The organism is Opitutus sp. sgz309028, assembly GCF_059821195.1.
This window is the reverse complement of record NZ_JCAMRR010000002.1, coordinates 166,290-185,423: the sequence shown is the minus strand read 5'-3', so window position 1 is coordinate 185,423 and position 19,134 is coordinate 166,290. Positions and strand designations below refer to the sequence as shown.

At 63.4% G+C, this 19,134-nt stretch carries 13 protein-coding genes and 1 tRNA gene; 6 read left to right on the top strand and 8 right to left on the bottom strand.

Annotated elements, in window-relative coordinates; genetic code table 11:
• Positions 1–33 precede the first annotated feature (33 nt).
• The 4 genes from AC6RV7_RS06695 to rpsB all read right to left on the bottom strand — a co-directional run bounded on the left by AC6RV7_RS06695 (position 34) and on the right by rpsB (position 6,218).
• Positions 34–3,822, bottom strand: a complete 3,789-nt coding sequence (locus AC6RV7_RS06695) for a TonB-dependent receptor plug domain-containing protein (protein WP_500093140.1) — start codon at positions 3,820–3,822, stop codon at positions 34–36.
• A gap of 383 nt (positions 3,823–4,205) precedes the next feature.
• Entirely contained in the window at positions 4,206–4,517 is a 312-nt protein-coding gene (locus tag AC6RV7_RS06690; RefSeq protein ID WP_500093139.1) for a DUF983 domain-containing protein, read from the bottom strand.
• A 199-nt stretch (positions 4,518–4,716) separates the two neighbouring features.
• Positions 4,717–5,310: a translation elongation factor Ts gene (tsf, locus tag AC6RV7_RS06685; protein ID WP_500093138.1), complete on the bottom strand. Its 594-nt coding sequence runs from the start codon at positions 5,308–5,310 to the stop codon at positions 4,717–4,719.
• Between the two features lie 5 nt (positions 5,311–5,315).
• Entirely contained in the window at positions 5,316–6,218 is a 903-nt protein-coding gene (gene rpsB, locus AC6RV7_RS06680; RefSeq protein ID WP_500093137.1) for a 30S ribosomal protein S2, read from the bottom strand.
• Between the two features lie 202 nt (positions 6,219–6,420).
• Between rpsB and AC6RV7_RS06675 the strand changes: the two genes are divergently transcribed.
• The 6 genes from AC6RV7_RS06675 to AC6RV7_RS06650 all read left to right on the top strand — a co-directional run bounded on the left by AC6RV7_RS06675 (position 6,421) and on the right by AC6RV7_RS06650 (position 13,576).
• Positions 6,421–6,497, top strand: a tRNA-Met gene (locus AC6RV7_RS06675).
• A gap of 181 nt (positions 6,498–6,678) precedes the next feature.
• Complete coding sequence (locus AC6RV7_RS06670; RefSeq protein WP_500093136.1) at positions 6,679–7,428, top strand: cytochrome b/b6 domain-containing protein; 750 nt, start codon at positions 6,679–6,681, stop codon at positions 7,426–7,428.
• A 51-nt stretch (positions 7,429–7,479) separates the two neighbouring features.
• A complete protein-coding gene (locus tag AC6RV7_RS06665) occupies positions 7,480–9,846 on the top strand; it encodes a heavy metal translocating P-type ATPase (protein ID WP_500093135.1) in 2,367 nt (788 codons plus the stop codon).
• 47 nt (positions 9,847–9,893) lie between these two features.
• Positions 9,894–10,565 carry a response regulator gene (locus AC6RV7_RS06660; RefSeq protein ID WP_500093134.1) on the top strand — a complete coding sequence of 224 codons (672 nt, stop codon included), beginning with the start codon at positions 9,894–9,896 and terminating at the stop codon, positions 10,563–10,565.
• Between the two features lie 41 nt (positions 10,566–10,606).
• Positions 10,607–11,596 carry a sensor histidine kinase gene (locus AC6RV7_RS06655; protein ID WP_500093133.1) on the top strand — a complete coding sequence of 330 codons (990 nt, stop codon included), beginning with the start codon at positions 10,607–10,609 and terminating at the stop codon, positions 11,594–11,596.
• Between the two features lie 351 nt (positions 11,597–11,947).
• The gene (locus tag AC6RV7_RS06650) at positions 11,948–13,576 is read left to right on the top strand and encodes a pyrroloquinoline quinone-dependent dehydrogenase (RefSeq protein ID WP_500093132.1); all 1,629 of its coding nucleotides are present in this window, start codon (positions 11,948–11,950) and stop codon (positions 13,574–13,576) included.
• A gap of 261 nt (positions 13,577–13,837) precedes the next feature.
• On the opposite strand, the gene AC6RV7_RS06645 is transcribed toward AC6RV7_RS06650, so the two are convergent.
• From AC6RV7_RS06645 to AC6RV7_RS06630, 4 genes are all read right to left on the bottom strand, one after another.
• Positions 13,838–15,340 (bottom strand): Gfo/Idh/MocA family protein, encoded by a 1,503-nt coding sequence (locus AC6RV7_RS06645; protein WP_500093131.1) that lies wholly within the window; start codon positions 15,338–15,340, stop codon positions 13,838–13,840.
• Positions 15,341–15,363: 23 nt separating this feature from the next.
• Entirely contained in the window at positions 15,364–17,205 is a 1,842-nt protein-coding gene (locus tag AC6RV7_RS06640; RefSeq protein WP_500093130.1) for a c-type cytochrome, read from the bottom strand.
• On the bottom strand, positions 17,202–17,843 hold the full coding sequence (locus tag AC6RV7_RS06635) for a hypothetical protein (protein WP_500093129.1): 642 nt from the start codon (positions 17,841–17,843) through the stop codon (positions 17,202–17,204). Before AC6RV7_RS06635 ends, AC6RV7_RS06640 begins: the two co-directional genes overlap by 4 nt.
• 68 nt (positions 17,844–17,911) lie before the next feature.
• Complete coding sequence (locus tag AC6RV7_RS06630; RefSeq protein ID WP_500093128.1) at positions 17,912–19,120, bottom strand: FG-GAP repeat domain-containing protein; 1,209 nt, start codon at positions 19,118–19,120, stop codon at positions 17,912–17,914.
• Positions 19,121–19,134: the final 14 nt, after the last annotated feature.

The following is a 19,134-nucleotide window of genomic DNA, read 5'->3' as shown; positions in this document are numbered from 1 at the left end:
CGGGTGAAACCTAGCAGGGAGGCAGAGGCGACGTTAGAACGAGAACGTATTCGTCAGCATCCACTCCTGCACCGGGGCGATGCGGGCCGAGGCCCACGTGTGTCCATCGGGCTGAACGGAAATCGGAATCAGATCCTCGCTCTTTCCGACGTTGTAAACGTTCAGCTGGATCTTCCACCGGATTTTCTTGGTGAGCTTCCGCTCGTAGCTGATCCAGAGATCGAGCGCGTCTTCCTTCGGCCCGTAGTAGGGATTCGAAAGATCGAACGTCGCCAGGCCGCCCGCGCCTTCGAGAACGGGATAGCCGATCGCGATCTTGTCCTGCCAGCGATAACTGGCGCCGAGGCCCACGCCCTTGAGGAAGCTGGTGTCGAACGTGTAGTTCGTGACGACATTGTAGCGCCACTTGCGGAGCTCGGCCGTCGCCGCGCCCTCCTGCAGCTTCAGGAGCGTGTAGCCGGACCGGAAGTTTTTCCAGGTGCCGTTGTTCCAGATCACGTTCGTGGGATCGTCGAAGTGCGCGTTGAACATGATCATGTCGCCGGCGGCTCCGGGCACCGTCGCGGTGCCGATCTTCTCGGTCATGTAATTGACGAGATCATCGAGGAGCGCTCCGCCGACATTCGTGCGCACGGCCGTCGTTTTGGCGGCGTTGAACGCAATGCGCCAGTTCGGCAGCGGATTGGCCGTGAACTCGAACTCGTAACCCTTCGACATCGTGTCGGCCGTGACCGCGAAGCCCTGCAGGTTCGGGGCGTTGCGATAATCGTAGACGCTGGCCGGATCGGGCTGATACGCGCCGGGGTTCGCCTCGTAGGTCGCACGATTGGTCAACTTGTCCGGACTCGTCGGCCCGACGCCGTAGTTCCAAGCCGAGAAGTAGCCTTTATCCTGAAGGAACTTCTGGATGTCATTCCACGCGCCGATCGAGGCGTCACGCTGGGCGATCGACTGCGCCTCGGTCTGCAGGACCGCGCCCGGAGGCGGCGGCTGACCGGCGGTCACCTTGTCCTGCGACCAGACGGTGCGGCCATATTGATTCACGTAGGCGGGAATCCATTCGAAACGGATGTTGTTTCCCGTCGTGACCGTCGACCACGCGTAACCGGTCATGTGATACAGCATGATATTGCGCCAGTTCAGGCCGTTCTTGATCGTGCCCGTGAGGCCGCTGATATCGAGCTGGGTGTCGGCGTTGGTGAGGCTGGTCTCGTACTTGATCGCGCGGAAGGAATACTTCCCGTCCTTCGTCGAGAGCTGCACCCCGTAGTCCTTGGTCGATCCGCTCGGATTGCCGATCAGATTGCCGTAGATGTCGCGACGCGTGTTGGTGACCTGGAAGTTGCTCGATTTGTTATAGGAAAGGCTGACGTTGATCGGCAGCGGGTCCTTCTCGAGCAGGCGGTTCAGGTGCACGACGACGCCGCCGGCGGTGGAGTGGTCCTTGAAGGTCGAATACGACTGGTTGCTGTTCAAGCCGGTGGCACCGCGCGGCAGCGCATAGGGCCGGGTCGCGGCGTCGCCCGATTCGCTGAGGTTCAGCATCGAGCGGTTGTTGGCGACCGACTGCGCGGTGACGTTCTGGCCCCGAACCTCGTCATAGCGCCAGCCAAAGGTCGGCACGATGGCGTCGTTCCAGAGGAAGCCCTGCCAGCTGCCGGCGTAGGACTTCGTGCGCCGCAGGCTTTTGGCAGCGTTGCGGAGCAGTCCCAGGTTCTCCCCGTCATTATAACGCAGGAGGTTCATTTGATAATTCGTCGTCCAGCCAACGTAATTGGCGGGATTCGAATTCTGGAGGAACTGCGTCTGGCCCGCGGGGAGAGCCGTGGGATTGAAGATCGGCGACAGATTAGCGGGAACCGTCCAGGGATCGCCGAAGTTGACGCCGGTGGGATTTTTCCACGTGGCGTCAAAGTAATACAAATTCCCGTCCGCGAGCGTCACCGGTGCGGCGATCCCGGGGATGTGCGCCCCCGACGCGGAAGCAGCACTGCCTAGGGAGGGCCCGAGGTAGATAACGGCCACGGGCGGACGATTATTGATGCCGTTCAGGTTTCCGTCCGCGCGGGTCCAGTAGGTATCCCAGGCGCGGTTGTTGGCATACATCTGCCAGCGGCGGGTCTCGGCGAAATACTTCTCGTCGCTATAGACACCGTTGAGCCGATGCTTGCCGAGCAGTTTAACGAGGAAATTATTGGATAGGAAATCGGAGGCGCGAAGTTCGCCGAAGAGCGAACCGCGGACGTATTTGCGCTCGCTTTCATAGGAGTCGCCGCCGCCGGGTCCGCCGAGCACATAAGGCCGGCCGAAGTGGGGATTGGCCGAGAGATCCTGGAAGTTCTTCAGGATATCGATCGTCAGCGTGGGCGACGTGTTGACGCTGCTGCCGAGCAACGCCTCGCCACCGCGACGGTATTTCTGCAGGTCATAGGTCAGCTGCAGACCGAAGCGGTCATCGAAGGCCGTCTGCGAAAAATCGATATTATAGGCATTCCAGTTTTCGAATTCTTTCTTCGTCGGACCATCGATCAGTTGATTATAAAAATCGAAGACGGACGGATCGAGCAACGTGGCGGTGCGGTATTGGCCGAAGGTGGAACCCGGCAATCCAGCGATGCCCGCATAGGAACTGAGGCTCGTGAGGCCGAAGAACGGCTGCGAATAGCGCTGCGCGACCAGGCTGTCGTTGACGCCCCGCAGGCTGCCGTCGGCATTGCGGGCGCCGGTGTTGACGTATCCGCCGTAGATCCGGTCGAGCGAGCCCGTCATGCCATCGATGAACCACGCCGGCTGCTGCTGATCGATGCCGCCGCCGCTCAGCCAGGGATTGACGGCGGAAAGGGCGGCGCCGACTTCGTACCCGTTGTTGATGGCAAGCTTGCCCATGCCGCCGTTCAGGCTCTTGGTGTCGACCGGACGGAACCACGGCGTGATGCTGTCGTTGGGCGGAACGAGGCGGGGCCGGTTGGCATCGATCTCGCCGTGTTCGTATTTCGCCTTGATGCTGGTGCGGAAATCGTCGCGCGCGAAGAGCTTGGGATCGAAGCGGATCGCACCGAAGAAGCGCTTGTCGTCCTGATACGCCGGATCCTGCTGGTATTTCTGGTCGGTCCACATCCCGTCCAGCCGGATCGCCAGCATTTTCGGAATGAGCTGCTGGTTGATGTCGATGCTGCTGCGGAACGTGCCATACGAACCGGTGCGCGCCTCCACCGATCCGAGGTTGCGGAACTCGGCGTTGCGCGTGGACGCGTTGACGATACCGGCCGGGCTGCCGAGCCCGAAAAGAATCGAGTTCGGGCCGCGCTGTATATCGATGCGGTCGACATTATAGCTGTCCCACGGGATGTCGGTGACGAAGAAGTCGCGAGTATTGTCAGCCGAAGCGAGGCCGCGCACCCGTTGGGCGCTCGCCGGCGCCCGCAGGCTGGCGGTTTCGTCGACGCTGGTGCCGTTGCCCAGGCCAGCATAGGTGCCGCGGGTGCCGGCCACTTCGGCGTTCGTCGTATATTGGAGCAAGGTGCTATTGTCGGTCGCACCGACGTCTTGCATGAATTCGCGGGTGACGACCGAAATCGCCGAACCGACGTCGCGCAGGTCCGTGCGGATGCGGGTGCCGGCAAGTGTCTCCGTCGCTTGATAACCGCGGTCGGTCTGCGAGGTCACTTCAAAGGGCGAGAGCATGACGACGTCCTCGTCGCCCGGCTCGGCGGAGGTCGAAGGTGGAGTCGGTGAAGCCACCTGGGCGTAGGCGGCGACGCTTAACGCAGAGAAGGCTAACGCGACCTTCATCCGCGGCTTGGCTTGTCTGGCGGGTTTCATAGTTTGGGTGGTGTCTAGGGGGTTGTTATACAAATGCGCGGCTCACCAACGCCGGCGCATAAAATCGCGGTTCGGGATGGGGGTATATCCGAGGAACGAGGCGACCATCGGAGAATCCGGGGTGAAAACGACCGAATACGGCGAAGCAACCAGACCTCGCCGGGGGAATCAAAAGCCCCATGAGTCTAACCGTAGCGCATTGGACATCTGACTCTGATAGTTCGGCGTATAGGGCGTAATCGCGTCAGACGCTCAGCCTCAGCCTAGGTAATTTTCCTAGAATCTATATAGGGCTAAACTTTATACTACTCCGCGAGCGACTTTTCTCGTCGCTATCGACGCTTTCTTGGCGGCGCCGGCCAGGCCGCCGCGATCGCTGTAAATCAGCGATCGGTCTCGCTCCCCCGCCCTGTGCCACCGTTGGCCGGCAGGTGATGAGGAAAGAGCAAGTAGTAGTTCATCAGCCACCAGCTGCGCGACGGGCGGTAGCACAGGACCGGCACCAGGAGCGCGCCGATCACCGCGGCGACGGTCGCCGCGCGGACGCTGATTGCATCGTTATACGCCAGCAGCATTACCGGCACCAGAAAACACACGAGGGTCACGCCGTAGTTCAACGAGAGCGAGCCGAGATAGAACCCCTCGTCGTTTGTGCGCTCGATCTGAAAGCCGCAGCGGGGACAGTTCTGATTCACCTGAAACAATGTGCCCGTTTTGAAAAGGGTGCGGCCGCCACAGTTCGGGCAGCGGTTGGTCAGGCCTCGGGCAACAATATGGACTCGCGTGACTTTCATCATTGGGAACGAAGCCACTATGGTCTGCCCCTCGTCGCTCACAAAGAAAAAGGCGCCTCCCTGCGGAGGCGCCTTGAAGATTTGTTCTGGCGGGACGGGCTCAGGCGCCGAGCTGGTAGCGCGTGAAACGGCGGATCTGGATGTTCTCGCCGATCTTCGAGATCCTCTCGGTGAGCATATCCTTGACCGTCTTTTCCGGGTCCTTCACGAACGGCTGATCGAGCAGACAGATCGTGGAGTAGAACTTCTCGAGCTTGCCCTCGACGATCTTTTGGACGGCCGCCGGCGGCTTGCCCTGCACTTGGGCCGCAGCGATCTCGCGCTCCTTGGCGAGGTCCTCTTCGGGCACCTGGTCGCGTCCGACGTAGAGCGGACTCGCGGCGGCGATCTGCAGACAAAGATCGCGGCAGAACGCCTTGAAGTCCTCGTTGCGCGCCACGAAGTCGGTTTCGCAATTCACCTCGAGCAGCACGCCGACCTTTCCGCCGACGTGGATGTAGCTCTCAATGAGACCCTGGTTCGTCGCGCGATCGGCCTTCTTCGCGGCCGAGGCGGCACCCTTCTTGCGAAGGATCGTCGTGGCTTCCTCGACGTTGCCGTTGGCTTCCGTGAGGGCTTTCTTGCAGTCGAGCAACCCCGCACCGGTGGCGGTGCGGAGGTCGTTGACCATTTGAGCGGTGATGGTGACGGACATTTGAATTATTCGGCTTTGACGACAGGGCGCTTGGCGCGCGTCGTTTTCTTCTTCGCGGCGGCGGCTTCGGTCTCGCCTTCGACTTCGGCAGCTACCTCGGCGGGCAGCTCCACCTTGGCGGGATCGACGTCATCGGCCGCGGGCGCGGGCTGCTCGCCCGTGACGCCGGCAGAGGCAGCCGCGGCGGCCTTCAGGTCGGCGGCACCGCGCGCCGCGCGACGGGAGTCGCGCTGCGACAGGCCGCTCTGGATCGCTGCGGTGACGGTTTCGACGATGATGCGGATGGACTTCACCGCGTCGTCGTTGCCCGGGATGGGATGCGAGACGGTGGCCGGATCCGAATTCGTGTCGACGAGCCCGACGCAAGGAATGCCGCTACGCGCGGCCTCGGCCACGGCGATCTTTTCGTGGTTCACATCGACCACGAACATCGCGGTCGGCATCCCGGGCATCTCCACGATGCCACTGAAATTTTTCTGCATGCGGACCATCTCGCGCTTGATGGCGGACTCTTCCTTGGAGGAAAGCTTCGCGAGCTCGCCGCTGGTTTCCATCTGCTGGTACTTTTTGTACTTCGCGATGGAGCGCTTGACGGTCTCGTAATTCGTGAGCGTGCCGCCGAGCCAGCGATCGACGCAGAAAGGCATGTTGGTCGCGGTCGCGGCTTCGCGAACGATATCCTTCGCCTGGCGCTTGGTGCCGACGAACAGAACGTTGCCGCCGTTGGCGACGGTGTCCTCGAGGAACGCGCAGGCCTTTTCGAGGGCGGCATGGGTTTTGCCGAGGTCAATGATGCTGATCCCCTGGCGGTGGTCGAAGACGAAGGACTTCGAACGCGGGTTCCAGCGCTTGGTCTGGTGCCCGAAATGCACACCGGCATCGAGCAGGTCTTTAGGAGTGATGTTCATTTGATCTATGTTTCCTCTGAAACACAGGTCGGCCGCAGGGCCGCCTTGCGATCGGGAGGGAGGTTATGGTTGACGGTCGTTGACTGACAGAGCGGTCGAAGACAGAGAGGCGGTGCGAGGCTGGCAAGCGAGAATTCGGGCTTTTTCGGAAAAGGGGGTTGACAGGCCTAAACGCCGCTCGCACGTTCCGCCTCCCATTTGTTGCAGGGTGGAGCAGCCTGGTAGCTCGTCAGGCTCATAACCTGAAGGTCGTTGGTTCAAATCCAACCCCTGCACCCAATTTCAAACGCCTCCCACTGCTCGGGAGGCGTTCTGCTTTAGGCGCCACCAAGCGCTCCGGTTCATTTTTCGGGCGCGCGCTTCGGGTCCAATAAACCGCCGAAGATTAGAGCATTCTAATCAACCGCACCCCGATTCCTAAGGATCGGTCGGGTAAGCTCGTGAGCACCTTCCGCTCACGATGAAAAAATTCCTCATCTGGGATCTTCCCACCCGCCTGTTTCATTGGGGATTCACGGCTTCGATCTCCCTTTCGTTCATCTTCGCCCTGGCCGTTGACGACCACAGCCCGCTCTTCCAACTCCACATGCTGTTCGGTCTCGTCGCGGCCTTTCTCCTGATTCTGCGCCTCGCCATGGGCTTGTTCGGCTCGCGCTACTCCCGCTTTGCGAACTTCCCCGTGGCTCCGAGAGCAACGTTCGCCTATTTTGCAGGCATCCTGACCGGCCGCGCGAAGAAATTCGCCGGGCACAATCCCGGTTCGGCGCTCGCCACGCTCGCGATGCTGGGGCTGGTCCCCGTCGTGGTGTTCACCGGCGCGATCGGCGGCGGCGAGACCTTCGAGGAGGTGCACGAAGTGGCCGCCTACGTTTTACTCGGCGTGATCGGCGCGCACTTGCTCGGCCTCGTGCTGCATACGTTGCGCCATCGCGAGAACATCGCGTTCTCGATGGTGGACGGAAAGAAGGCGGTGGCCCCCAACGAGGCGATTGCATCGAGCCACTCCATCTGGGGCGCGGCGTTCGGGATCGCAGCGCTGGCCTGGGTAGTCGCTTTGTTCTCCAATCACGACACCCCGGCGGCAACGGTGCGTTTGCCGCTCGTTGGGACCGTGATCCAACTCGGGGAAAACGAAGGCGGCGAACGCGACGGCCGCACGCGCGGCAAGAACGAGCGCCAACGCCATCACGGCGACCACGACGACGATTGAGCTCCCGCCACCCCGCGGCCCCGCTCCGCCGGTTGTTCCCGATTTCATCCCATGAAGTCCTCCCCCTCCGCGCCGCGCGAATGCGACGACGCGATGAAGGCCACGCTGCAAAGCCATCCCGGCGTAGTGTCCGTGGAGGTCCAAGCCGAGCCGCGGCGCATTCGCGTCGACTACCGGCCCGAAGCCGCGAGCGAGGCGGAAATCGGCCGCATCATCGAACGCGTCGCGCCGATTGCCAGCGGCCAGTTCGCCAACTGCACGCTGCGTCTCTCCGGGCGCGCTTGCGAAAGCTGCGCGATCAAATTCGAGCGGAAGGCCGAGAAGATCGACGGCGTGCGGCGCGCGACCGCGACTTTCATCGGCGGCGTCATGACGGTGAATTACAACCAGGAGGTGCTTTCCGAGACCGACCTCGAGACCCGGGTGCGCGAAACGGGCGCGCCGGTCAAACGCCGTCCGGATGACGCCAGCGGTGCAGCGCCGACGTGGTTCACGCGCGATCGCTGGGAGCTCCTGTGCACCGTCGCCACGTTCGTGTTGATGCTCGCCGGCTGGGCGTTGAAACGAATGGACCTGCCGGCCGCGAGCGTCACCGCCTACGTCCTGGCCTATCTCGCCGGCGGTTTTTTCGGGGTTCAGGCGAGCTGGCAGTCGCTGAAGCAGCGCGTCATCGACGTCGACTTGCTGATGGTCCTCGCCGCGCTCGGCGCCGCCTTCGTCGGCGCTCCGTTCGAGGGTGCGATGCTGCTGTTCCTCTTCTCCCTTTCCAATGTGCTGCAAGCCTACGCGATCGATCGCACGCGCCGGGCCATCAACTCGCTCATGCGATTGCGACCGACACAGGCGCTCTGCCGGCGGGACGGCGAGGCCAGGCTGCTGCCCGTGGAGCAACTCGTGGTGGGCGACGTGCTCATCGTCCGACCAGGCGAGAGCATCGCGCTCGACAGCGTCGTGATCGAAGGCGAGAGCACTCTCGACGAATCGATGCTGACCGGTGAGTCGCTGCCGGTCGCCAAGAGCGTCGGCCAGCCGGTGTTCGCCGGGACGATCAATCAAACCGGCGGTCTTGAAATCCGGGTCACGAAACTGGCGAAGGATTCCACCATCGCGAAGCTCATCAAGATGGTCGAGGAGGCGCAGAGCGAGAAGGCGCAGACGCAGCGCTTTCTCGACCGCACGGAGCAGTATTACGCGGTCGGCGTACTGCTGTTCACGATGGGCCTCATTCTCGTGCCGATCGTTCTCCTCGGACATCCGTTTCACGAGACGTTCTACCGGGCGATGACCGTGATGGTCGTCGCTTCGCCCTGCGCGCTGATCATCAGCACGCCGGCATCGATCCTGTCCGCCATCGGCGGCGCGGCCCGGCGCGGCGTGCTGTTCAAAGGCGGCGCGCACCTGGAACGCATGGCGACGATCACCGTCGTGGCGTTCGACAAGACCGGCACGCTGACACGGGGCAAACCCAGGGTCACCGACATCGTCACCGGCGGCCACCGATGCGAATTTTCGTCCTGCAGCGACGCGGACGCTCTCAATCTCCTCCAGCTCGCCGCCGCCGTCGAAATGAAGTCCGAGCACCCGCTCGCCCGTGCGATCGTCGATGCGGCCGAAGAACGTCGCCTGCCGCTGCTCGAGGCCGCCGCGTTCCAATCGATATCCGGCAAAGGGGCGACGGCCACCGTGCGGGGGCGTCGCCTCGCGGTCGGCAGCCCGGGCTTTTTCGAAGGGCGGTCCTGCCTCGGATTGGAGGAAGCCCTCGCGGAAATCGGAGACCTCCAGGATCAGGGTAAAACCTGTATCCTGATTGCGGAGACAGCGACCGGCGGCGAGGCGGCGAAAATCCTGGGCGTCATCGCCGTCGCCGATGTCCTGCGCCCCGAGGCCGCGGCCGTCATTCGTCGGCTCAAGCACCTGGGCGTGAAGCGAGTCGCGATGCTGACCGGCGATCATCGCCGGGTCGCGCAAGCCATCGCCCGCGAAGCCGGCGTCGACGAAGTCCACGCCCAGCTCCTGCCCGAGGAAAAGGTGCGCGTCGTGCGTAACCTGCAGCAGGTGGGGCCGGTCGCCATGGTCGGCGACGGCATCAACGACGCCCCCGCCCTCGCGGCCGCCAACATCGGGATCGCGATGGGTGCCGCGGGCACGGACGTCGCCATGGAGACCGCCGATGTCGTCCTGATGAGCGACAACCTCCACAACGTCGCGCTCGCCCTGGCAGCCAGTCGCCGGGCGCGGCGGGTCGTCATTCAAAACCTGACCTTCGCCTTCGGGGTCATCGTCATTATGGTCGTCGCCACGCTCGTCGCTCGGGTGCCGCTGCCCCTCGGCGTAGTGGCGCACGAGGGCAGCACGGTGCTCGTCTGTTTGAACGGGCTTCGCCTGCTCCTGCTCCGGAGCCCGACCGCGGCGGGCTGAGCGAGGGAAGGCTCGCCGTGGCCGTCGTTCGCGATTAGCAAAATCCCATGCGCATCCTCGTCGCCGAAGACGAAAAGCAGCTCGCCGAACATCTCCGGAAAGGACTGACGGAAGAAGGTTATGCGGTGGATGTGGCGGCGGATGGAGCGGAAGCGCTGTGGATGGCGGAAAACACGCCTTACGACGCCGTGGTGCTCGATGTGATGATGCCGGAAAAGGACGGCATCGTCACCGTGCGGCAAATGCGCCGCAAGGGCCTGCGCACGCCGGTGATTTTTCTCACGGCCCGGCATGGGCTGGAGGATCGCGTGCGGGGATTGGACGCCGGTGCGGATGATTACCTCGCCAAGCCGTTCTCGATGGTCGAACTCCTGGCGCGGCTTCGCGCCTTGCTGCGTCGCCAGCGTCCGGACCTGAGCGACCGGTTGCGGGTCGCGGATCTCGAACTCGACCTGATTGCCCGGACCGCGACCCGCGGCGGTCGCACGATCACCCTGACGAACCGCGAATTTGCCCTGCTCGAACTGCTGATGAGTTCCTCGCCGCGGCCGGTCAGCCGGACTGCGATCGTCGAGCACGTCTGGGACCAGCACTTCGATTCGGGCACGAACGTCGTCAACGTCTACGTCAACTACCTTCGGGCGAAGATCGATCCGCCGGGATGCGTGCCGCTGATTCAAACGGTGCGGGGTGTTGGTTTTGCCGTGCGGGAGCCATGAGGTCGTTGCGCCTGAAGATCGCGCTTTGGTTCACGTTGAGCATGATCGTCGTGCTCGGCGTTTTTGCCGCCATCACCTACGCGCATCTCCGCCACGAATTGAGACTCGAGCATTGGGAGCGCGCTCATCCCCAACACTCCGACTGGACCTTGCACGGCAGCTATTCGGAAGCGGAGGTCGACGATATTGCCGGTGAGCTTTGGCGCCTCTCGCTTCTTTATGCACTGCCGGTCGGGGTGCTCGCGTTCGGCATCGGCTACTTCCTCGCGCGGCGCTCCTTCCAGCCGGTCGCTGCGCTCGAACAGCAACTCTCCGCCATCGGGGCGCGAAGCCTCGGCCGCCGCATCGCGCTGCCGGCGGTCGATCGCGAGTTCGAGCCGATCGTGGCCCAGATCAATCTCCTGCTGGACCGGTTGGAAAACGCCTTCGGCCAGCTCACCGAATACTCAGCGCAGGTGGCCCATGAACTGCGCACGCCGCTGACGTTGCTTCGATTGAAATTGGAGGACGCCAGCGCACGCATCGATCCGGACTTCTCGGAATCGATTCAGGATGAGCTGGCCCGTTTGTCCGACTACGTGGACCAGTGCCTGTTGCTTGCCACCGCCGAACAGGGGCGGCTGGAGGTGAAGAGCCAGGACGTGCACCTGCACCCGTTCCTGGACGACCTGATCGAAACGTATCAGCTCTGGGCCAATCAAAGCGGACGGACCGTCACGTATGTCGCGTCGGATGACATCACGGTGGCCTCCGACCCGCGGTATCTGCGACAAATCTTGCATAACTTGCTCACCAACGCGGTCCGGCACGGCTGCGGGCCGATCCGTGTGACGCTGGCCCGCACTCCGGACGGGGCGGTTTGCCGGATCGAAAACAAGATCGCCCCTTCGAAAGCGGAGCGGCAACGCACCGGGATGGGGTTGCGGATTGCCCGCGCCCTGGCCCCCAGCCTGGGCTGTCAGGTCGAGGCGAGCGCAGTCGGCGAGAGGTTCGTCGCCGAGCTCAACTGGCGCCGCGCGCGACGGTCATAGCCCGCCGCCTAAGTGCTTCGAACGGGCGAGCGTCGGACGATTTCCGATGAGCGAAGCCGTGCGTTTCGGCGCCGGCGTCACTCGCGATCGTCCACCAATGAGCCATCTTTAGGCTGTCCGCGCGGTGCGGGAAAACGCACACCCGCACTCGAAGCTAACGAATCGACGACCCGAACCCCGCGTTCAAGAAGCGCGATGAAGCTCCCACATCGGAGCCGCCACGCGCCCCCTCGAATCGTCACGTCCCCGGCCCGCAACACGCGCCCACCGCTCTGGCTGAATCAGGGAGACCTTCCCCGTCGGCGGCGCAACCGGTGCGTATCGCGTTCACAAATACGACGCCTGTATCCCATGAAGACCACCCCATCGCTCGTTGTCCTCCGCCGGCGGAGCCTTCCGCTGCGTATCATTCTGATTCTGACCATCCTCCTTCCCTTTGGGTCGCTCGCGCGGGCGGCGACCGCCGGGCCGGCGCCGACCGCGGCCGCCCGACAGGTCGACTGGCCGATGTTCAATGGCGAATACGACGCGGCGCGTTATTCGCCGCTGACCGAACTCACACCGGGCAACGTCGGCGGACTCGAAGTCGCCGCCCGCTATCAGTTGCCCGAGACGACATCGTTCCAAAGCGGGATCGTGGCCGTCGACGGCACGCTCTACTTCACCACCGTCAACGCGACGTATGCCATCGACGCCCGCACCGGCAAACTGCGGTGGTCGCACGAAGAAGTGCCGAAATCGATGGGCATCGGCACGCCCGTCCGCGGCGTGGCTTATGCCAACGGCCGGTTGTATCGCGGCACGATGGACGCCCGACTGATGGCGTTGGACGCCGCGACCGGCAAGGTGCTGTGGAGCGTGGAGGCGGCTGACGCCAGCAAGGGCGAGTATTTCACCGCGGCCCCGATCGTCTGGCAGGATCGCATCTATATCGGAAATTCCGGCAGCGATATCGGCGTGATCGGCCACATCATGGCGTTCGATGTGAAGGACGGCCGACGCATCTGGAATTGGGACAATGTTCCCCGTCCCGGCTCCACCGATCCGGCGGCCTCAAGCTGGCCGTCAGACCCCGAGAAACACCGTGCGGGCGGCGGCACGTATTCGTCCTACGCGCTCGATGCGGAAACCGGCACGCTCTACGTGCCCACCGGCAATCCCGGCCCGGATTTCTACGGGGCCTACCGGCCTGGCGCGAACCTCTACACGTGTTCGGTGCTCATGCTGGATGCCGCCACCGGAGCGTTGCGCGGCTATCATCAGTTCGTGCCTCACGATGTCCACGACTGGGACATCGCCGCCAGCCCGATGCTGTTCACGTCCAAGAGCGGCCGGAAGATGGTCGGCGTGGGGGCCAAGAACGGCCGACTCTACGGACTCGACCGCGATCTCCAGACCGTGCGCTTCGAGGTGCCGGTCTGCAGAATCGAGAACGAGGATGCGCCCATCACCCCCGAAGGAACGCATTTCTTCCCCGGCACGCAGGGCGGCGTGAACTGGAACGGTCCAGCCTACTCGCCCGTCACGAACGCGTTGTATGTTCCGGCCCGTGATGCCGGCGTCACCGTGAAACTCGGCTCCCCCGACAGTCTCAATCACAAGGTCGGCGTGCCTTTCATCGGATCGGCCAATGCTTTCGGCGACGACGATAAGGAGATGATCGGCTGGTTGACGGCCGTCGACGCCGACACGGGCGCAATTCGCTGGAAATACCGGGCGCCGCGGCCGCTGGTGGCTGCGATCACCCCCACCGCGGGTGGCTTGGTCCTGACCGGCGATCTCGACGGCAATCTGCTGGTTTTCGATGCGGACAGCGGGAAAGTCCTCTTGAAGAAAAACCTCGGCGATCCGATCGGCGGCGGCGTCATCACCTATGCCCTCGACAGCAAACAGTATGTTGCCGTCGCGGTGGGGATGAAAAACGCGCTGATGAAGACCGAGAGCGGTCCCGCATCGATTGCGATTCTCAAACTGCCCTAACGCACCGTAGCTGCAGACACTTGATCCTTCATCGCCGCTGAAAAAAAAAAGAGCCCGCCGCGTTACCCCTAACGCGGCGGGCATTGCTTTCTTAGTTACCCCAATCCTCCGCTAAGCGGAGGAACATCGCCAACAATCCCCAAGGCAGACCGACGTGCAACTCGGAACACCGCGCGTTCGAAGGTCAGTAGGGCGAACGCGGCCGGTCATAAGTCGCGCCGATACCGCGGCCGCGCAACCGCCTGCAGCCGAGCCATAACGTCAGCCTCGCAGGATTTGCGCCGGCTCGGGCATCGGCAAAGGCCCGGTGCGCGAAGGCATCGGCGCATAGTCCGGCCGCGCCAGATTGTTCACCAGCTTTTGCACCTCCACCGACTGGCCGGTCTTGAAACAGATGTTCGCCGCCGCGCCGATCAGCATCGAGTGCGCGCCCGCGCGTTCGTCGGCCGCACGCTGATACTTGTCCGCCGGTGGCTGCGGCAGGAAAACGTCGTCCAACATCACCGCATCGCCGCCCCCGTGAGCTCCGGCCCCCGTCCAAGGCTCGATCGCGCGGGGCGCGCCCCGCAGCGGGATCAAACGCGTGCTCACGCCGCCGTCGGCGATCGCCCCCTGCGATTCCTCGCTCGTGGTGCCGTTGGCATACACCGCCTCGACAATGCTGTGCTCGAGCCGGCCTTTGGTGCCATTGAAGGCGACGTGATAGCCCTCCCACGCATTAAAGGCGTTGAGCGAGTAGCTGAGCGTCGCGCGGTTGTCGTAGCCGACGATGACGTTCATCGTATCTTCAATGTCGATACGGGGATGGAACACGCAGCGGTCGCGGAAATAGCCGTCGTGATGTTCGTGGTCGAGGTAGGTTTCCTTGAGCTGGCGTGACTTCTCCAAACTGACGAAGAAGCCGCATCGGGCCTGCTCCGGACACGTGCGACAGCGTTCGTGGTGCGACTCCAATCCGAAACGCTTCGCCATCTCCGGCGTGTAGAACTCACGCTTCCCGGTCGCGACCACGCTGACCGGCACCGCGCCGAGCCACCAGTTGACGAGGTCGAAATGGTGCGTGGCCTTGTGAATCATCAGGCCGCCCGAGTTGATCTTTTCGCCGTGCCAGCGGCGGAAATAGTCCGCGCCATGCGTCGTATTGAGCAACCAATGAAAATCGACCGACCGCACTTCGCCGATCTCGCCCGACATCAGGATGTCCTTCACCTGGCTCCGCGGCGGAGAATAGCGGTAGTTGAAAAGCACGCGCACCTCCCGGCCGGTGCGACGTCGCGCGTCGAGGATGCGCTGGCACTTTTCCGGCGTGGTCGTCATCGGCTTTTCCGTGATCGTGTCGCAGCCCAACTCCATCGCGCGCACGAGATAGTCGTCATGCGTCGCGTCGACTGTCGTCACGATGACGCAGTCCGGCTTCGTCTCGCGGATCATCTTCTCGAAATCGGTGTGTCCGTATCCGGGCGGCACGTTCGCACCCGCGGCGGCGGAGCGTTGTTGCGAGAGTTTGACGCGGCCCGGGTTGAGATCGCACACGCCCACCAGTTCAGCGTAATCCTTGTGCGTGGTGTGGATCGCGTTCTGGTAAAGACGATACCGCGAGCCGAGTCCGACGATCGCGTAACGCTTGCGCCGCGGCACAGTGGGCGCCTGCGCCAGGCTTCGCGGCAACGCGTTCATCGCGGCCAGGCCGAGGCCGGCCACGGAGAGGGTTTTTAGAAAAGCGCGGCGATCGACGCCCGAGGGGGAAGGAAGGGAGGGTTGCATGATGGATGGAAAAACTCGCGCACTCACTCCTGCCGCGCGGCAGTCGCCGGCTCGCCGAAAGCAGCGCGCAAATACGCGAGCACCGCCTTCTGCTGGCCCTTCGGCAAGGTGGAGCCGAACGCCGGCATGCCTTTCGTTTCGACGCCTTGGGCGATGGATTTCAGCAACTGCTCATCCGACTTGGCGAGCCGGCTCTTGTCGTCGACGAAATTGGCCGCCCCACCCTTCATCCCGCGGCCGTCCGGCTGGTGACAGGCCGCGCAAAACAGCGCATAAACCTTCTTTCCTTCCGCGACCAAAGCCGCGGGGGCGAGTTCGTTGAGCGCCGCTTTCGCCCCGAGAGCGTCTTCGTTGGGCCGCGGCAGCCGCGTCGTGCCCCCGATCGCCACTTCGCCGGTCAAGAGGCGGTTCGCGGTATAATAGGCGACCGGATTGGCCAGGATGCCGCCCCGCTGCGTGCGCAGTCGCTCGAAATCGAACTCATAAACGAACCCCGCCTTCAATCCGGGGACCGTCAAGTGCGCGCTCAATCCATCCGCGCTCAGCTGCACGTCGCTGATCGGTAACACCGTCTCGTCGATCGGCGGCGAGCCATACTGCACGTGATAATAGTAGCGGAAGACGCGCACGCCCTGCCCGGCGAACGCCGGCACGGTCGACGGATCCATCGGCTGCGTGAATTTCAACGCAAAGCCCCGCTCCGTCAGTTGCAGCGAGAGCACTTCCGCGGGCATGCCGCCGTCCCACGTGACCTTCTGCAACCCCATCGTGCCCGCGCCCCAACCGCTCGTCTGGCCGATGTAGAGGCTGCCATCCGGGGCGAACGCCAGCCGGATTCCCCCCTGCTTCAGCCGATCGCCGGAAACGAACTCAGGATCTTCGCTTCGTCCCAGAAAGGGAAACGCGACGCCTTGATACGCACCGCCGACTTTCTGCAGTTCGACGCGCAGCACCAGATTGGTGAAGTCGCTGACGAAGGTCTGGCCAGTGAACGGACCGAACCGTCCTGCGGACAAATCCCACACCGGTTCGCCGGCCGACACGCCGAGCGGCCCATGTGGAAACACCACCGCGGGAGACTTGTAGCGCCGCCACAATTTTTCCGGTGTCAGCGAACCGGATACGAAACCCGGCTCCCATTTCAAACTCTCCGCGTGACCGTGAAAATCGTTGAACTCGACATGCATCAGCCCGCCCGAGGGTTTGTAGTCGCCCTGATTGTCGGTCATGAACAGATCGCCTTCCGGACTCAGGCCCACGCCGTTCGCCTGCCGCAGGCCCGAGGCGAAGTGAATCGTCCGGCCGGCCGGTGTGATCTTCACCGCCCAGCCGCGATACGGCATTTCGGAATTGTGATAGGAAGCCTCGACCGCCGGTGTGAGGTTGCGCACACCGCGCGTCCGGCCGGCCGGCTCCTTCGTGCCCGAGGAATCGAGCGAGATCGCACCGTAGAAATTGCCGTCGGCGTCGCGCCGCAAGCCGTAGAAGAATTCGTGGTAGTTGTTGGACTGCCCCCAATCGTAGCCGAGCACATCGAACGTGTCCGCGCGCCGGTCGCCGTTCGTATCCGACAGCTTCAACAGCTCTGGCCGATGCGCCACATAAACGACGTCCTCGGACTCCGCCACCAACCCCAGCGGCTCATCGAGTCCGCCCGCAAATTTCCGCCACGGCGCCGCATCGGAGTCCCGCATCCAGATTTCGCCGTAGCGCGTCGCAAGCACCAGCGTGCCCTTGGGCGTGAACGCGACGCCGGAAATCCCTCCGCGCAGTTCCGGCGGCAGCACGATCGTCTCGATGTGGTAGCCGGCGTTCGCGCCGAGTGGCAGGACTAGGAGCAGCAACATCCAGGCGAGACGGCTCATGACGACTCCTTCCCAAAATGCACTTCAAGCGCGAATTCACGGGCCGCATCGAAGCGGAACCCGTCGGCGTCACGTCGCCCCCGCGGCGCGACGAGTTCACCGCCAGACCTCGGGCCCGGCACATACCACCAGGCCTCGTCCGCCGTGGCGCCTGCGATGCGAAACCGCCGCACCAAGCCGGAGCCATCCGGCAGCGGAGCCACTTCTTCCCTCACCTCGCAGCGGCCGAATTCATAGCGGAACTCGATCGCGTTTTCTCGCAACCGATAGCCTTTGAAGACGAACGCCGAGCCGTGCTGCGGATCGCCGGGCCGGAGCGGGAAAAAACCTTCCTCCCGATAAACGATCTTTCCCAGCAGCGTCACTGGCGCGACCGCCTTGCCGGCATTGGGCCGGACGCTCGTCACGTCGACGAAGCCTCCGCGCCAGACATAGCTCACTCCGCCGCGGACCACGTCGTAGCAGAAGCTCACGCCGTTCGGAAATCCCACCGCAAACGAGCTCGGGGCGGCCTCCGGCATCAGCGTTCGCTCGATCAGCAAACTTTCCGGACCGGCCGCGAACGCCGCGCCGGTCAGCACGGCGAAAGCGGCGCAGAACAGATGTATCCGTTTCTTCAATTCAGAAAAAGCGATCATGGGATTCAGGCTGTGAATACGCTCCGGCTTTTCGCCGGCGGGTTGGAACAATCCGGATTGCTCCGAATTCAGCGGGAGGACGCCGTCGCCTCCGGCACGAAAACGAATGCGCCCAGTTTCGAGGCCGTCAGGACGTCGGGCCGCCCGTCGCCGGTCACGTCGATCGCCTCCACCTGCGTGCCCAGCGCCGAAGCGTCGTCGATCAAAACAGGGGTGAACCACGCGCCGCCGCGGCCGTCGCGCTGGAGGCGGAACCAGTAATTGACGGGCGTGCCCATCGGTTCCACGTCACCCTTCGGCCCGTGCGCCCAGCGCCGCTTGCCCGTGATCACATCCATCAAACCGTCGCCATCGATATCGGCCAGGCAGAGCGCGTGCGGCTGCGAGAATGCGACGCCGAACTTCGTCTCCTCCGACCGATCGCCCATCATCCGGTGCTCCACAAATTCGATCTGCTCCTTGTTCCGCTTCACCTGCTCGAACCACGAGAGCCCCCAGCCGTGCGCATCGATTGCCGAAACGACGTCGCTGTCGCCATCGCCATCAATGTCGTAAACGAGGATCTGCGCGCCGCCCCGCCCCTGGCTGAATTTCACCGGATGATGCTTCCACGTGGCGCCTTTCTCGGCGGGTTGCTCCCACCAGCCTTCGTTCAACACCAGATCCATGCGACCGTCGCCGTTGATATCGCCGACGCCCGACCCGTGATAGTATTCGCGATACTTGCCCTTCTCGGTGACGGGATGAAACCCCCAGGGCGCCGCCGGCTCGCCCGGTGCGGGCGCCCACCAGCCCCATTGGTCCTGCCAGAAGCTGATGACCTCCGCGCGACCGTCGCCATCCATGTCCACAAACATCGGCGCCTCGCCGAAGACGCGATGGATCGCGAAATGCTTTTTCCAAAAACCGCCGGCGCCACGCGGATTCTCATACCAGAAGGCCTGGTGATGCAGCACGCGGCCCAGGACGAGAATGTCGTCCCAGCCGTCGCCGTTGAAATCCGCCACGAATGAAAACAGGCTGTTGGACGGAGCCGCCTCCACATCCTGCGGCTCGGCCGGATAAAACGCGTGCCGCGTGCTGAAGTCCGGCCCCGCATACCAATACGGCCCGGCCACCACATCCCGACGCCCGTCGCGGTTGAAATCGCCGGCATTGATGCCGTCCGCGAGATATTCGTCAGTCAGCACGATCTTCTTGAACGCAACCGTCGCGTGAGCATTTGCCAGCAGCGCGACGCTCACCGAGAGCACACGGATGGGGAAGGAAAGTTTCATCGGGGGGGGCAGGT